At 71.6% G+C, this 15036-nt stretch carries 14 protein-coding genes; 4 read left to right on the top strand and 10 right to left on the bottom strand.

All coding sequences use genetic code 11. The features are described from left to right. Nucleotides 1-209 precede the first annotated feature (209 nt). The 4 genes from ACZ466_RS18665 to ACZ466_RS18650 all read left to right on the top strand — a co-directional run bounded on the left by ACZ466_RS18665 (nt 210) and on the right by ACZ466_RS18650 (nt 5684). Entirely contained in the window at nt 210-1676 is a 1467-nt protein-coding gene (locus ACZ466_RS18665) for a class I adenylate-forming enzyme family protein (protein WP_378283368.1), read from the top strand. Nucleotides 1677-1686: 10 nt separating this feature from the next. Next, the gene (locus tag ACZ466_RS18660; RefSeq protein WP_378283369.1) at nt 1687-2691 is read left to right on the top strand and encodes an LLM class flavin-dependent oxidoreductase; all 1005 of its coding nucleotides are present in this window, start codon (nt 1687-1689) and stop codon (nt 2689-2691) included. A 260-nt stretch (nt 2692-2951) separates the two neighbouring features. Next, nucleotides 2952-4418 (top strand): MFS transporter, encoded by a 1467-nt coding sequence (locus ACZ466_RS18655; protein ID WP_378283370.1) that lies wholly within the window; start codon nt 2952-2954, stop codon nt 4416-4418. Between the two features lie 240 nt (nt 4419-4658). Beyond that, nucleotides 4659-5684 carry a phosphotransferase gene (locus tag ACZ466_RS18650; protein WP_378283371.1) on the top strand — a complete coding sequence of 342 codons (1026 nt, stop codon included), beginning with the start codon at nt 4659-4661 and terminating at the stop codon, nt 5682-5684. Here the strand turns inward: ACZ466_RS18650 and ACZ466_RS18645 are convergent. The 10 genes from ACZ466_RS18645 to ACZ466_RS18600 all read right to left on the bottom strand — a co-directional run bounded on the left by ACZ466_RS18645 (nt 5665) and on the right by ACZ466_RS18600 (nt 14902). Then, entirely contained in the window at nt 5665-6489 is an 825-nt protein-coding gene (locus ACZ466_RS18645) for a TetR/AcrR family transcriptional regulator (protein WP_378283372.1), read from the bottom strand. The two genes, ACZ466_RS18650 and ACZ466_RS18645, sit on opposite strands and share 20 nt — an antisense overlap. Next, nucleotides 6486-6938 carry a nitroreductase family deazaflavin-dependent oxidoreductase gene (locus ACZ466_RS18640; RefSeq protein WP_378283373.1) on the bottom strand — a complete coding sequence of 151 codons (453 nt, stop codon included), beginning with the start codon at nt 6936-6938 and terminating at the stop codon, nt 6486-6488. The genes ACZ466_RS18645 and ACZ466_RS18640 overlap by 4 nt, the downstream gene beginning before the upstream one ends. A gap of 34 nt (nt 6939-6972) precedes the next feature. After that, nucleotides 6973-8229: a cytochrome P450 gene (locus ACZ466_RS18635; protein WP_378283374.1), complete on the bottom strand. Its 1257-nt coding sequence runs from the start codon at nt 8227-8229 to the stop codon at nt 6973-6975. An 18-nt stretch (nt 8230-8247) separates the two neighbouring features. Beyond that, nucleotides 8248-9036, bottom strand: a complete 789-nt coding sequence (locus ACZ466_RS18630; protein ID WP_378283375.1) for an SDR family NAD(P)-dependent oxidoreductase — start codon at nt 9034-9036, stop codon at nt 8248-8250. Next, complete coding sequence (locus ACZ466_RS18625) at nt 9033-9257, bottom strand: ferredoxin (protein ID WP_378283376.1); 225 nt, start codon at nt 9255-9257, stop codon at nt 9033-9035. The genes ACZ466_RS18630 and ACZ466_RS18625 overlap by 4 nt, the downstream gene beginning before the upstream one ends. A gap of 16 nt (nt 9258-9273) precedes the next feature. Beyond that, nucleotides 9274-10488, bottom strand: a complete 1215-nt coding sequence (locus ACZ466_RS18620; protein WP_464043888.1) for an amidohydrolase family protein — start codon at nt 10486-10488, stop codon at nt 9274-9276. Nucleotides 10489-10531: 43 nt separating this feature from the next. Next, nucleotides 10532-11968, bottom strand: a complete 1437-nt coding sequence (locus ACZ466_RS18615) for an aldehyde dehydrogenase family protein (RefSeq protein ID WP_464043887.1) — start codon at nt 11966-11968, stop codon at nt 10532-10534. Nucleotides 11969-12063: 95 nt separating this feature from the next. Beyond that, on the bottom strand, nt 12064-13266 hold the full coding sequence (locus ACZ466_RS18610) for a thiolase family protein (protein ID WP_378289230.1): 1203 nt from the start codon (nt 13264-13266) through the stop codon (nt 12064-12066). Further along, nucleotides 13263-13694: a Zn-ribbon domain-containing OB-fold protein gene (locus ACZ466_RS18605; protein WP_378289232.1), complete on the bottom strand. Its 432-nt coding sequence runs from the start codon at nt 13692-13694 to the stop codon at nt 13263-13265. The genes ACZ466_RS18610 and ACZ466_RS18605 overlap by 4 nt, the downstream gene beginning before the upstream one ends. Next, on the bottom strand, nt 13691-14902 hold the full coding sequence (locus ACZ466_RS18600) for a CaiB/BaiF CoA transferase family protein (RefSeq protein ID WP_378289234.1): 1212 nt from the start codon (nt 14900-14902) through the stop codon (nt 13691-13693). The genes ACZ466_RS18605 and ACZ466_RS18600 overlap by 4 nt, the downstream gene beginning before the upstream one ends. Nucleotides 14903-15036: the final 134 nt, after the last annotated feature.

The following is a 15036-nucleotide window of genomic DNA, read 5'->3' as shown; positions in this document are numbered from 1 at the left end:
GGCCACCGCTCCCCCGGTGGCCGCGTCGTCGTTTGTCAGGCCGTTTGTAGAACGCTGTTCTGACAGTTGTAGAACATAGCTGCCGTTGACACGTATCGGTAGTTCTGTTTTGGTAGAGGAACGTTCTACTTAGGACGTCTTGGCAGGTGGTCACCCCGCTCGTCCGTGGTGGCCCGCACCCCGGTGCGCGATCGGCTGGAGTGAGTGACGTGACCGTGCAGGACGCGAAGGTGACCCAGGGCAGGCAGATCGCGCGGATCGCCGAGGCGCGCCCGGACGAGGCGGCCTACCTCCAGGTGCGTCTCGACGGCACCGAGGAGGCGGTCACCTACCGGTGGCTGGACGACCGGTCGAGCCGCCTGGCCGGGGCGCTCGCCGAGCGCGGCGTCGGCCAGGGCGACCGGGTCGGGCTGGGCCTGCGCAACTCGCCGCAGTTCGCGATCAGCGCCCTGGCGACGTGGAAGCTGGGCGCGGTGCCGGTGCCGGTGCGCTGGGACGTGCCGGACTGGGAGCTGGAGCGGCTCCGCGAGGTGATCGACTGCCGGGTCTACCTCGGCCAGGACGACCTGGAGTGGATCGAGGCCACCGCCGCCCGGGACGTTCCGGAGCTGCCCGACGTGGTGGCCCCGCACCTGCAGGGGATCTGCAGCAGCGGCTCCACCGGCACCCCGAAGATCATCCTGAGCTCGGCGCCCGGGTACTTCGACCCGGTGTACAGCACGCCGATGGCCGAGGCGTGGATGCCGGTCGCGCGGCCGCAGACGGTCCTGGTGCTGGCGCCGATGTACCACGTGAACGCGTTCGTGACGCTGCAGAACCTGCTCGCGGGCGACCGGCTGGTGGTGATGGAGAAGTTCGACGCCAGGCTGGCCCTCGAACTGATCGAGCGGCACCGCGTCACGACGTTCACCGCGACGCCCACGATGCTGCAGCGGATGGCGGACGCCCCCGGGGCCGACGACCGCGACCTGTCCAGCCTGGCGTTCTTCCAGCAGGGCGCGGCGCCGATGCCGCCGTCGCTGGTGCACCGGTGGGCGAAGCTGATCGGCCCGGAGCGCATCGTCATGGCCTACGGGATGACCGAGGCGATCGGCATCACCGCGCTGCGCGGCGACGAGTGGATGGAGCACGAGGGCAGCGTCGGGCGCGGCATGCGCGGCACCGAGGTGAAGATCCTCGACCAGGACGGCCGGGAGCTGCCGGCGGGCGAGATCGGCGAGATCTTCCTGCGCTCCCCGTCGTACGGCGGCTCGACCTACCTCGGCCAGGCGCCGCAGCTGCCGGAGACGCCGGACGGCTTCCGCGGCGTGGGGGACATGGGCTACGTCGACGCCGACGGCTACCTGTACCTCGTGGACCGCCGGGTCGACATGATCATCACGGGCGGCGCGAACGTGTTCCCGGCCGAGGTCGAGTCGGCGCTGATCGACCATCCGAAGATCGCCGACATCGTGGTGATCGGGCTGCGCGACCCCGAGTGGGGGCGGCGGGTGCACGCCGTCATCGAGCCGGCGGACCCGGCGGCGCCCCCGACGTTCGACGAGGTGCGCGCCTACGCCAAGAGCCGGCTCGCGGCGTACAAGGTCCCGAAGACGATCGAGCTGGTCGACGCCATCCCGCGCAGCGCGGCGACGAAGGTCAACCGCGGCCGGCTGGTCGAGACCCGCGGCGGCTGAGGAGGCGGCGGTGGACGGGCGCGGCGCGGCGGACGAGCAGAGCCCGGCGGACGGGCAAGGCGCGGCGGGCGGGCAGGGCGCGGCGGACGGCATCTCGATCGGGTTCGTCGCGGGCGGCGACCTGCGGCGCGCGGCGGCGCTGGAGGCGCTGCCGATCGACTCGCTGTGGACCGGCGGGCACGTCGCCTCGCGCAACCCCTCGACGGAGGCGATGATGAGCCTCGCCCGCCTGTCGGCGGTCACCGAGCGGGTGCGGCTGGGCACGTCCGTGCTGCTCCTGCCGCTGTATCCGCCCGCGGTGGTGGCCAAGCAGGTGGCCGATCTCGATCGCGCGACCGGGGGGCGGCTGGTCCTCGGCGTGGGCGTCGGCGGGGAGTACCCGCAGGAGTTCCGCGCCTGCCAGGTCCCCCTCGGCGAGCGGGGGCGGCGCACCGACGAGGCGATCCCGCTGCTGCGCCGGCTGTGGACCGCCGAGGAGATCACGCACGAGGGCGCCTTCTACCCGATGCGCGAGGTGAAGGTGCATCCCGCGCCGGAGCAGCCCGGGGGCCCGCCGATCGTCGTCGCGGGCCGCAAGGAGCCGGCGATGCGGCGGGCCGCGCTGCTCGGCGACGGCTGGATCCCCTACCTGTACTCGCCGCGCCGCTACGCGGACTCGGTCCGGACGATCCGCCGGATCGCGGGCGAGGCGGGCCGCGACCTCGGCGGCTTCGAGTGGTACGCCTTCGTCTTCGTCAACGTGGACGACGACGGCCGGCGGGCCCGGGAGCAGGCGGCGCGCACGATGGGCGGCAACTACGACCAGGACTTCGGGCCGATGGTCGACCGCGTCGCGGCGGCGGGCACGCCCGAGGAGGTCGCGCTCAGGCTGCGGGAGTTCGTGGACGCCGGCGCGCGGCATTTCGTCTTCATGCCCGCGCCCGGAACCGGTGACGCCGACACGGTCGTGCACCGCCTTATGGACGAGGTCGTGCCGGCTGTCCGCGAATACGGCCCGACCGGCCACGGTACGTGAGAATCCCGTGCTCTGAACAGGACAATGATCTTCTCCCTGCTTATGGACATATGGGCTTCTCCTTATTAGGCTACGACGCATATAGCCTCTCCGGAGCAGGCCGAATTTGATGGGGGTCGAATTGGTCCGCACCGCGGAGGGGACCGCACCGGACCGATCCCACCCGACCAATTCCTGACGCGACCCGGGGCCCGCGACCGCCGTGCCTCGACAGTCACCCGGCCGAACTCCCCACCCCACCCCAGCGCCCGGAGACGTCGATGACCATCTCGCCGGACAGATCCAGCACGCCCACCGGAAGCCCCCACGCGCGCATCCTGATCGTCCTCATCGCGATCGAGGTCTTCGCGGTCTTCGAGACCGCCATGGCGATCGCCGCCATCCCGACCTTCATGAGGGTCTTCGAGGCCGACGCCGCGGCCGTCGGCTGGACCACCACCGCCTACCTCCTCGTGGGAGCCGCCTCCGCCGCCACCGCCGGGCGCCTCGGCGACATCTTCGGGCGCAGGAACGTCCTGGTGTTCGTCCTGGCGGCCGCCGCCTGCGGCTCGCTCATCAGCGTGCTGGCCGCCGACCTGTGGATGGTGACGCTCGGCCGCGGCGTGCAGGGCCTGGCCGCCGGCGCGCTGCCGCTGTCGTTCGCCCTGGTCCGCGAGCTGCTGCCGGAGCGGCGGGTGCCGCTGGCGATCGCGCTGCTCGGCGGCATCGTCCCGATCTGCGCCGGCGGCGGCGCCCTGCTCGCCGGGGTGCTGCTCGACCACAGCGGCTGGCGCCTGATGTTCATCGTGGCCACGGCGATGGGGACCGCCGCGGCGCTGACCGGGCTGATCGGGCTGCCGCGCACGCCCGGGCTCAGGCCCCGGCCCTCCGTCGACATGGTCGGCGCCGTGCTGCTCGTCCCGGCGACCGGCGGCGTGCTGTTCGGCGTCACCCAGGGCGAGAAGTGGGGCTGGACCGACCCGCGGGTGCTCCTGCCGATCGGGCTCGGGCTGGCCGCGCTGGCCCTCTGGGTGTGGTGGGAGCGCCGCGTCCGGGAGCCGATCGTGGACGTCCGCCAGTTCGGCGACCGCAAGGTGGCGCTGACCACCCTGGCGACGGTCCTGGTCGGCCTCGGGCCGATGGGCGCGTCCTCGATCATGGTTCCGGTGATCATGCAGCTGCCCGAGCGCGCGCCGGTCGGGCACGGGCTGACGGCCACGACCTCCGGCGTGGTGATGCTGTTCATCGCCGTGATCGGCTACGGCGGTGCGGCGGTGAGCGGGCGGATCGCCCAGCTGATGGGCGCCCGCTGGTCGCTGCTGACCGCCTGCGTCCTCTACATCGCCGGCGGCACCATGTGGATCTTCCTGGTGCAGAACCTGCCGGGCACCATCGGCTGCCTGATCCTCATCAACGTGGGCTCCGCCTTCGCCTTCAGCGCGCTGCCGATCCTGATCGTCGAGGTGGTGCCGTCCGCGCAGACCGGCGCGGCGACCGGGATGAACCGGGTGACGCTGAACGTCTCGATCGCCTGCGGCCTGTCGCTGACCTCGGTGATCATGGCCACCCGGACCGTGCCCGGCACGCACCTGCCGACCGAGGCGGCGATCACCTCCGCGTGCCTGCTCATCATCGGCGCGGCCGTGGTGAGCCTGGTCCTCGCCGCGCTCATCGGCAGCGTCCGCCGGACGCCCGTGCCGGCGGCGCCGCCGGCCCCCGGCCTCGGCCCGAAGCGGGCGGCCGCCTAACGAACCCACCCCCGAGGAACCACCCCCCAGTCATCCGGACACGAGCCGGCCCCCGGGCGCGAAACGCGGCACGCCATTCCCGAGAATGGCCCCGCAATGGCCCGGGGAACGGCCGCGGAAACGTCCGGAATCCAGGCCGGCGCCGTCCAGAGAGCCGACGGCGCCGGGCCTGCAGAGAACGCACACGGCAAGCAAAGGGAGAAAATGCCGAACCAAGGTTCCCTTCCAGTTCCCAGCACGATGACGGACCTGATGTCGCCGGAATGGCTCAATTCGGCGCTCGCCCCGCGTTTTCCGGGCATCCGGATCACCAGCGTCACCCCCGGGCCGGTGGTGAGCCGGGTGTCGACCAACGCCCGCTTCAGCATCGAGTGCGAGGGCGGTCTCCCCAGCGGGTTGTCATCGGAGCTGTGCGGAAAGGGCTACTTCTCCGACATCGGCACCTGGGACGCCCGCCGCGCCGGGGTCCCCGAGGTGTCCTTCTACCGGAACATGGCGGCCACCAGCGGCGTGCGGACCCTGCGCAGCGTGTACGCCGACATCGACCCCGAGACCCAGCACGGCGTGGTCATCACCGAGGACGTCGTCGCCCAGGGCGGCACGTTCCTGGACGCCACCAGCGACTACACCCCCGACCAGACCGCGCAGAGCCTCGAGCAGCTCGCCAGGCTGCACTCGGCGACCTGGGGCGACCCCGCCGCCCGCGAGGCGGACTGGCTGGCGCCGCGGCTCCAGGGCCATCTCACCCACCGCGGCGTCAAGGAGATCCGCGGCAACTTCGAGAGCGAGATCGGCGCGGGGGTTCCCGACGAGGTCCGCGACCCCGACCTGCTCTACGCGGTCTACGGGGCGCTGGCCAGGGAGACGGCCGACGAGTCGCCGTGGTCGGTGATCCACGGGGACGCCCACGTCGGCAACCTCTACCTCGACGGCGAGGGGAAGCCGTCGTTCGTGGACTGGCAGCTGGTGCAGCGCGGCCCGTGGTACCTGGACGTCGGCTACCACATCGCGTCCACGCTCACCGTGGAGGACCGGCGGCGGAGCGAGAAGGACCTCCTGCGCCACTACCTCGACAGGCTGGGCGCGGCCGGGATCGTCGCCCCGTCCTGGGACGACGCGTGGCTGGGCTTCCGCCGCGGCATCATCCACGGCTTCTACCTCTGGAGCATCACCCTGAAGGTGGCCCCGGAGATCACCAGCACGCTCCAGCGCAGGCTCGGGACGGCCGCGGCCGACCACGAGTCGTTCAAGGCCGTGTCTCGCTGAGGGGGGTCTCTCTGAGGGGGGTTGTGTCCGGGTCGCCGCGGAAGGCCGCGAGGCAGAACCCCCACAGGTGATCGGCGATGTCCTCGAAGCGCTCGTGGGGGGTGGCGAAGGCGTAGTGATGGTAAACGGACATCACCAGCTTCATCACGAACCACGCGTCGCTGGCCGGATTCGCCGGCTTGAGCAGGCCCAGGGCGGCCGCCTCGCGCAGCTCCCGCTCGATCAGGTCGGCGACGGGCTGGTTGACCTGGGCCATCTCGTCGGGGAAGAGCTGGTGGAGGCGCCAGTGCTCGGCGGTGACGAACCGCGGCCCGAAGGCGCCTCCCGGGGCGTCGGCCGCGGCGCCGTCCTGGTCCTGCGCGGCGGCGCCGCCCGGCTCGCCCAGCGACTCGAGGGTGCTGGTGAAGAAGTAGCGCAGCCGCGTCACGGGGTCGGGCAGCTCGCTCATGGCGGCGTCGGTGCGGGCGGCCGCCGTGGTGATCTCCTCCTCGAAGACGGCGAGGAGGAGCTGGTCCTTGCCGGCGAAGTGCCGGTAGAACGTCTGCAGCGCGATCCCGGCCTCCTTCGCCAGCTCCTGCGTGGTGAAGGAGGACCCCTTGGTGCGGATGAGCCGACGGGCCGCGTCCACGATCCCCTTCACCTGCCGGACGCTGCGCGTGCGCGAGCGCTGGACTGAAGGGGACCGGTCCGCGGCCCGGTCGGCCCAGGATGCCGGCGGGTCGCCGGTCGTGCCGGGACCCGCCGCCGTGCCGCCGCCGGCCGGCGTGTCGCGGCCGGCGGCGGGCATCGCATCCTTCGTCGTCACGTGGTGGTGCCTTCTCGCCTCGGGGACAGCACGACGACCGGGATGACCCGCTCGGTGCGCGTCTGGTAAGTATCGTAGTTGGGCCAGTAGCTCGTCGCGATTTTCCACAGCCGGGACCGCTCCGGCTCCGGGGCCGTCCGCGCCACGACGGGGATCTTCTCGGCCTTGACCTGGATCTCCACGTTCGGGTCGGCCTCGAGGTTCAGATACCACGCCGGGTGCTTGGGCATGCCGCCCGTGGAGGCCACGACGAGGTAGTCGTCGCCGTCCCGCCCGAAGATCAGGGCGGAGGTGCGCTCCTGCCCGCTCTTGCGGCCCTTGGTGGTGAGCAGCAGGATGTTCGCGCCGTTCCACTCGTAGCCGACCTCGCCGTCGGTCTCCCGGTAGCGCTTCACGTGCGCGGCGCCGACGAGGTCGAGGTCGGGCTTCTGGTAACCGGCTTCGGTCACGTGCGTGCTCCTTCGCAGAGGCTCATGGGGGAGGTCATCCGAAGACGACGGGGATCTCGGTGGCGCCGCGCTCGTACATGCCGATGAACCGGGGCGGCTCGCGGTCGGGGTCGAGCCGCAGGTTCGGCAGCCGGTCCAGCAGGGCGCCGATCCCGACCCGCATCTCCGCGCGGGCGACGTGCATGCCCAGGCAGATGTGGGCGCCGCCGCCGAAGGCGAAGGACGCCTTGGTCTTGCGGGTGATGTCGTAGTCGTCGGGGTTGTCCCAGCGGGCCGGGTCGCGGTTGGCCGCGCCCAGGCAGATGTGCAGCACCGAGCCCTCGGGCAGGTGGACGCCGTGGAAGTCGATGTCGCGGGTGACGTACCGGGAGAACATCGGGTCGGTGGGCACCCAGCGCAGGGCCTCCTCGATCGCCGGGCGCAGCAGCGTCCGGTCCTCGTTGACCTTCTTCAGCACCTCGGGGCGCTGGAGGAGGGCGGTGAGGGTGATGCCCATCTGCTTCCAGGTGGTGCCCGACCCGGCGGTCAGCAGCAGGACGGCGAAGGAGTAGATCTCGTCGTCGGTGAGGCGCTGCGGGACGCCGTTGTCGTCCTTCATCTCGGCCTCGACCAGGATGCTGATCAGGTCGTCCTGCGGGTTCTCCCGGCGGGCGGCCACGATCGGCTTGATCATCTCGACCAGGTCGCCCGGCCGGGACTGGGCCTCCCGGATGTCGAGGGCCTGGTCGACGGGGACGCCGAAGCTGCCGGTGATGGTCAGGACCGGGATGGCGGCGCAGAAGTCCACGTTCAGCTCGGCGCGGCCCTCGGCGGCGAACCCGTCGATGAGGTGGTGGACGGTCTCCTCGATCCAGTTGCGGATCCACCACTCGGCCTTGGCCGGCACGAAGGACGGCTGGACCAGCTGGCGGTAGCGGCGGTGCTGGTCACCGCCCATCGACAGCATGCTGTTCATGGCGTCGTAGTTGCCGTTGTTGGGGTCGACCGGCTGCAGCGAGGCGGAGAACACCTCGGCGTTGCGGTACGCGGCGTCGCACGCCTCCCAGGTGAAGGCGGAGAAGTGCGGCCGGTCGGGGTGCGGCAGGCCCTGGAAGAACGCCGGCCCCTCGAACCCGGTCAGCTCGTGGACGATCCCCGGGTGCACCGGGGCCTGCTCCCGCAGCCGCTTCCAGATCGGGTACGGGTCGTCCCGGTACCCGCCGCCCATGTGCGCGTTGTAGGAGCTGCGCAGGTCGAACAGTTCGCGTACGCGGTCACGGTCGAGCTGTTCCGTCGTGCTGTTCTCGGTCATGTCGCTCTTCTCTTCACGTCACTTCGCCACGTAGCCGCCGTCGACCGGCAGCAGCACGCCGGTGATGTTGGCGGCCCGGTCGGAGGCCAGGTAGACGGCGGCCTCGGCGCAGTCCTCGGCCGTGATGGGACGGCCCAGCGGGTGGTTCTCCGCCGTCTGCCGGGTCACCGCCTCCTGGGCGGCGCCGCCGGTGTCCAGCCCTCCGGCGGCCATGAAGCCGGTGAAGGGCATCCCGGCCGGGCAGATGGCGTTGGCCCGGATGCCGAACGGCGCCCCTTCGATGGCGACGGCGCGGGTGAGCTGGTGCACCGCGCCCTTGGTGGCGCCGTACACCGACCCGCCCCAGGCGACCATGCCCGCGACCGAGCCGGTGTTGAGGATGACGCCGCCGGTGCCCTGCCGCTTGAACTGCAGGACCGCGTGCTTGGAGCCGTAGAACACGCCGCCGAAGTTGACCCCGACCAGGCGCAGGAAGTCCTCGGCGGTGTGGTCCTCCAGCTTGGCGCCCAGGCGCGGTGTCGGGACGCCCACGTTGTTGTAGATGACGTCGAGCCGGTCGAAGCGTTCGGCGGCCGCCGCCACCATCGAGACGACGTCGTCCTCGCGGGAGACGTCGCACTCGACGGCGACGGCGGTGCCCCCGGCCTCCTCGATCCGGCGGACCGTCTCCTTGACCGTCTCCAGCCGGATGTCGGCGCACACCACGCGCGCGCCCTCCTCGGCGAACCGGACCGCGGCGGCCTCGCCGACCCCGGAGCCGGCGCCGGTGACGATGGCGTTCTTGCCTTCGAGCAGCTTGCCGCTCACTTCTCTGCTCCGTCCGTGTCCGGTGCGTGGTCGGTCAGCCGGATCGCGCCGGTGGGACAGGCGTCCACCACGGTCCGGAGGGCGTCGAGGGAATCCGCCGCCGGGTCGACGACGACGGCCTTGGCCTCGTCGTCATGGGCGAAGGTCTCGGGCGCGTACACGATGCACATGCCGCTGCCCAGGCACAGTTCCCGGTCGACGGTGACGGTCGGGTCGGTCATGTCGGGTCCGGTCCGTTCAGGCGGTGGCCAGGACGGGCGGCTCGGCCGGGGTGAACCGGTAGAGGCGCTCGGCGTTGCCGCGCAGGATCTTGTACTGGGTCTCCTCCGGCAGGTGGTTGATCCGGTTCTTGATCACGCTGATCGAGTCGGGCCACGTGGTGTCGGAGTGCGGGTAGTCGGTCTCGCACATGATGTTGTCCTCGGGGATGTGACCGAGTTCGATGCTGGCGATCGCGTGCGCGTCGTCGATGATGCAGCCGAAGATGTGGTCCCGGAAGGTGCCCCGGATGTCCAGGGTGTCCAGGTCGATGCCGCTGGCGCCGGCGTGCTGCTGGAAGCGGACGCCCTTCTTGACCCAGTGGCGCTGCTTGTCGAGGACCTGCTCGGCGCGCTCCAGGAAGTAGGGGATCCAGCCGGCCTCGCCCTCCGACAGGGCGATCTTGAGGTTGGGGTAGCGCTGGAACAGCCCGCTGAACAGGAACGACAGCATCGTCCCGGAGGTGCGGGTGGCGCCCCAGGTGAGGTTGGCCATGAACGGCGCGTCCTTGCAGATCTGCGGCAGCTGCGAGGAGGAGCCGACGTGCATGGACACGACCATCTCCAGGTCGTTGGCCGCGGCCATGACCGGCTCCCAGTAGCCGTCCTTGTCGTGGATGGTCGGCAGGCCGAGGGGCTCGGGGTTCTCGGAGAAGGCGAAGGTGGTGGCGCCCTTGTTGGCGCAGCGCTCCATCTCCTTGACCGCCAGCCGCGGGTCCCACAGCGGGATCAGGATCAGCGGGATGTAGCGGCCGGGCGCCGACCCGCACCACTCCTCGATCATCCAGTCGTTGTACGCCTTCAGGCACACCAGGCCGAAGTCGCGGTCGCTGGCCTCCATGAACAGCTGCCCGCAGAACCGGGTCACCGTCGGGAAGCACAGCGAGGCGAGGATGCCCGCGCGGTCCATGTCCTTGATCCGGGCCAGCGGGTCGTAACAGCCGGGGGCCATCTCGCTGTAGGGGAGCGGCTCGGGGCTGAACTCCTCCTTGGACTTGCCGACCACGGCGCTCAGGCCGGAGCTGGGGTACTTCTTGCCGTCATAGACCCAGAAGTCCATGCCGTTGTCGTCGTACCCGATGTGCGGGGCGCGGTCGCGGTCCTTGGCCGGGACGCGGTCGGTCCACACGTTCGGGGGCTCCAGGACGTGGTCGTCGACCGAGATCAGCCAGTCCAGGTTGAGGTTGGAGGTCATGGGTCCCTTCCTTCCTTGCTACGGGCTCCTTGCGGGGGTGGGCTCAGCGGAGCTCGCCGACCACCATGTGCTTCACTTCCTGGTAGGCGCGGATGCCGTCGGTTCCGCGCTCGCGGCCGAGGCCGCTCTGCTTGTAGCCGCCGCCGGGGGCGTAGGCGCTGAACAGCGCCGTGTTGACGTTGACCGCGCCGGTGCGCAGGCGCCGGGCGATCGCCGTGGCCTGCGCGGTGTCGGCGCCGTAGACCTGGCCCGACAGGCCGTACTCGCTGTCGTTGGCGATCCGGACGGCGTCGTCGAGGTCGCGGTAGCCGATGATCGAGATGACCGGGCCGAAGATCTCCTCCTGCGCCGCCGGGTTGGAGTTGTCGGGCAGGTCCAGGACGGTCGGCTCGAAGTAGTAGCCGCGGTCCAGACCCGCCGGGCGGCCGCCCCCGCGGGCCACCCTGCCGCCGTTCTCCACGGCCAGGGCCACGAAGCGCTCGCAGCGCTCCCGCTGCGCGGCGCTGACGACCGGCCCCATCGTGGTCTTCGGGTCCGTGGGCGCGCCGACGACGAGGGCGGAGTAGGCCTTGGAGACCGTCTCGATCACCTCGTCCTTGCGGTCCTGCGGCACCACCATGCGGGTGGCGGCCACGCACGCCTGGCCCGCGGTGGTGGCGACGACGGCGAGCGCGCCGGCCGCGACCTTCTCGACGGCGTCGGGCAGGTAGATCTGCGCCGACTTGCCGCCCAGCTCCAGCGCCACCCGCTTGATCGTGGGCGCCGCCTGCGCGAGGATCGCCCGGCCCACGACGGTGGACCCGGTGAAGGAGACCATGTCCACGGCCGGGTGGGTGGTCAGCAGCTCGGCACCGGCCGAGCCGCCCTCCACCACCACGCTGAGCACGCCCGGCGGCAGCCCGGCCGCGTCCGCCGCGGCGCCGAACACCAGCGAGGACAGCGGCGTCAGCGGGCTGGGCCGCAGGATCACCGAGTTGCCCGCCATCAGCGCCGGGATCAGCTTCTGGATGGCCATGATGATCGCCCCGTTGTACGGGGTGATCGCCGCCACCACGCCGACCGGCTCGTGCCGCCGCAGGCTGAGCGCCACCCGGCCGCGGAGCAGCTCGTCGGTGGGGACGGGGTTGGTCTCCTCGTGCGTCATCGACAGGTAGAGGTCGATCGTCCCCCGGGCGATCGCCAGCCCCGCCTGGAACTGCGCGCGCTCGGCGAAGGACGTGGGCTGCCCGGCCTCGGCGATCATCGTCGCGACGAGCGCGTCGCGCGACGCCGCGAAGTGGTCGAGGAAGGCGTACAGTACGCGGGCCCGCTCGGCGGGCGCGAGGTCCGCCCACACCCCGCTGTCGAAGCTGCTCCGGGCCTCGACGATGGCCCGCTCGACCTCGGGCAGCGGGGTCGAGGGGAGCTCGGTCACGGTCGACTCGTCGGCCGGGTTCTCCACGGCGAAGGGCTGGTCGCCCTCCACCCATTTACCGGCCACATACGAGCGCCGTTCCGAGAGGATGCCTTCCATGGGCGCGTTCCCTTTCTCGCCGCCGGGCGGCGTAACTGCCGGTCGCGTGTGAGCGGCCGGGGTCACCCGGGCTCGTTGGTGTAGACGACGGCGCCCCCGTAGTGGGGCGAGGAGTGGCAGGCCAGCCCGACCGTCACGTTCCGCCGCTGGCGCTCGCCGGCCCGTCCCGACAGCTGCAGGTAGCACTCCAGCATCTGCGGGATGCCGTGCATGCGGCCGTTGCCGATCGCGCCGCCGCCCGACAGCGCGGGCAGCGCGGCGGGGTCGTCGCTGTCGATGCCGCCGTCGGTGATGAAGCGGTGCGCCTCCCCGACCGGGCACAGGCCCAGGACCTCCAGCCAGAACCAGATGAAGGGCGAGAACCCGTCGTAGACCTGGGGCAGGTCCACGTCGGAGGGGCGCAGGCCGCTGCTCTCCCACAGGCGGCGGGCCGTCTCGGCGCCGCCGGTCATGATGTCGTCCAGCGGCCAGTGCAGCGGGAGCCTGCGCCTGGGCGGCGGGCTGGAGGCGTAACCGGCGACGTGGACGGGCTTGTGCGGCAGGTCGCGGGCGCGCTCGGCCGAGGTCAGGACGAACGCGGCGACGCCGTCGACCGGGATGTCGGCGTCGAACCGGCACACCGGGTCGTTGATCATCGGCGCCGCCATGTAGTCGTCCACCGTCAGCGGCCGCTCGTACCAGTACGACCACGGGATCCGGGCGCCGTTCTTGCGGGCCTCCACGACCGTGGCCGCCATCGCCTCACGCTTGGCGCCGTAGCGCTGGAGGTACTCGTTGTAGGGCAGCCCGATCATCGCCAGCGGCCCGAAGAACCCGGCCGGGGCCGTGTACTGCTGCGGGCCCGTGGCCTCGCGCATCGGGTTGGCGTGGTACTTGCCCGCCGGATTGTGCAGCGCCCGGTGCAGCACGACGTAGTCGGCGGCGCCGCTGGCGATCGCGTTCACCGCGATCGAGACCGAACCGGAGATCTGCCCGATCCCCTGGAAGCCCGCGACGTAGCGGGCGTCGGCGCCCAGGCTCTCGGCCAGCCAGTTGGCCGACACGATGCTCACCCCGTCCTCGACGGCGTGGGCGCCGGAGGTCGGGAACAGCGACGCCGTGACGAAGCCGTCCACCTGGGGCACCTGCAACCCGGCGTCGGCGATCGCGTCGCGCGCTGTCTCGGTGGCGATCGCGCCCAGCGGGCGCTTGGCGTGCCGCTGGACGGCGCTGTGCGCGTAACCGACGATCGCGACCTGGTTGGAGGACTTGAACCGTGCGCTCACGCGCTCTCCTCTCCGAGCACGAACGCGGGAACGGAGACGCCCTCGGCCACGTCCTCGAACGCCACCTTCACGGGGGCGCCGATCCGCAGGGGCGCGTCCGGGCCGTCCAGGAGGCGGCCGATCAGGCGCAGCTCCTCCTGCTCGGCCAGCTCCACGTCCACCAGCACGAACGGCACCTCCTCGGCGAACCCCGGCAGGAACGACTGCCGCATCACCGTCCAGGACCGCACGCTGCCCCGCCCGCTCACCCGCTCGAACGTGAACATCGGCTCGGAGGTGTGGCAGTTCGGGCACGCCTGACCGGGCGGAACCACGTACGACTCGCAGCGGGAACAGCGCGCCACGACCAGGGTGTGCGCGGCCGCCGCCTCCCAGTAGGGGGCGGAGAGCTCGTCCGGCGCCGGGACGGGGCGCTGGGCCGCGGTCACGGGATCGCCCCCGCGTCCTTGAGTTCGGCGATCTGCTCCCAGGAGTAGCCGAGTTCGAGCATGACCGTCTCGGTGTGCTCGCCGTGCTCAGGCGCCCGGCCCAGCGCGGCGGGCCGCTCGTCGAACTGCACCGGGACGTTCGGCAGCGAGTACTTGCGGCCGTCCTCGGTCTCCACCTCGCCGATGTAGTCGTTGGCCAGCACCTGCGGGTCGGTGAGCAGCTCCTCGACCGCCTGGACGGGCGCCCACGGGGCGTCGATCCCGGTCAGCAGCTCCTTCCACTCCTCGAACGTCCGCTTGGCGAACTCGGCCTCCAGCTCGGCGACGCACGCTTCGAGGTTCTCCGCGCGCGCCTTCAGGTCGGCGAAGCGGGGGTCCTCGATCAGCTCCTCGCGTCCGACGAGCCGGCAGAAGTCCGCCCAGTAGCGGTCCGCCTGGAGGAAGACGAGCTGGATGTGGCGGCCGTCCTTGGTCCCGTAGGCGCCCACGAGCGGGTTGACCGCGCCGCCGCGGCCGGCGGTGGCGCGGGGCTTCCCGCCCGCGAGCGCTGCGAGCACGTCCGACGACAGCGTCCACATCGCCGTGGCCAGCAGCGACACGTCCACCACCGAGCCCTCGCCGCTGCGCTCGCGCTTCAGCAGCGCGGTCGCGATGCCGAACGCCAGCGCCATGCCGCCGTTGCGGTCGCCGAGCGCGCCGCGCTGGTTGATGGGGTGGTCCCGGTCCGGCGGGGTCAGCACGTGGGCCATGCCGCCCTGTGCCCAGAAGGCCGAGGAGTCGTAGCCGGGCCGGTCGGCCCCCTCGCCCCGGACGCCGAAGCCGTGGCCGCGCGCGTACACCAGCTTGGGGAAGCGGCGGGTGAGCTCGGCGGAGTCGAGGCCGTACCGGCGCAGGACGGCGGGGCGGAAGTTGGTGAGGAAGACGTCGGCGGTCTCCAGGAGCTTGTCGAGCAGCTTCCGGCCCTCGTCGGTGCGCAGGTCCAGCGCGACCGAGCGCTTGCCGCGGTTCGCGAGGGCGACCGACAGGTTGATGCCGTCGCTGTCGGTCCCGATGCCCTGCGTGGCCAGACCCCGGTACGGGTCGCCGGCCGGGTTCTCCACCCTGATGACGTCCGCGCCCCAGTCGGCGAGCAGCGCGCCGGCCACCGGAACGAACACCCACTGTGCGAGTTCGACGACACGTATGCCGTCGAACGCATCGTTGCCCACCCGGGAACCTCCTGTGCGCCGCCCTCGGTCAGCTGAACGACACCAATGTAGAATGAGGCTCTACCTTTTGGGAAGTTGTGTTTCGAAATATGTAGAGGGCGCAACTCACCAGGGCGGATGCGTGCGGAGGGGTG

It is taken from the genome of Actinomadura rugatobispora (genome assembly GCF_055379765.1).
This window is presented reverse-complemented; position numbering and strand designations above follow the sequence as displayed.

What these genes read in the sequence shown, in the direction of transcription:
- ACZ466_RS18655 (WP_378283370.1), top strand. Translation starts at nt 2,952, where the DNA reads ATGACCATCTCGCCGGACAGATCCAGCACGCCCACCGGAAGCCCCCAC.
- ACZ466_RS18650 (WP_378283371.1), top strand. Translation starts at nt 4,659, where the DNA reads ATGACGGACCTGATGTCGCCGGAATGGCTCAATTCGGCGCTCGCCCCG.
- ACZ466_RS18635 (WP_378283374.1), bottom strand. Translation starts at nt 8,229, where the DNA reads ATGACCGAGAACAGCACGACGGAACAGCTCGACCGTGACCGCGTACGC.
- ACZ466_RS18625 (WP_378283376.1), bottom strand. Translation starts at nt 9,257, where the DNA reads ATGACCGACCCGACCGTCACCGTCGACCGGGAACTGTGCCTGGGCAGC.
- ACZ466_RS18620 (WP_464043888.1), bottom strand. Translation starts at nt 10,488, where the DNA reads ATGACCTCCAACCTCAACCTGGACTGGCTGATCTCGGTCGACGACCAC.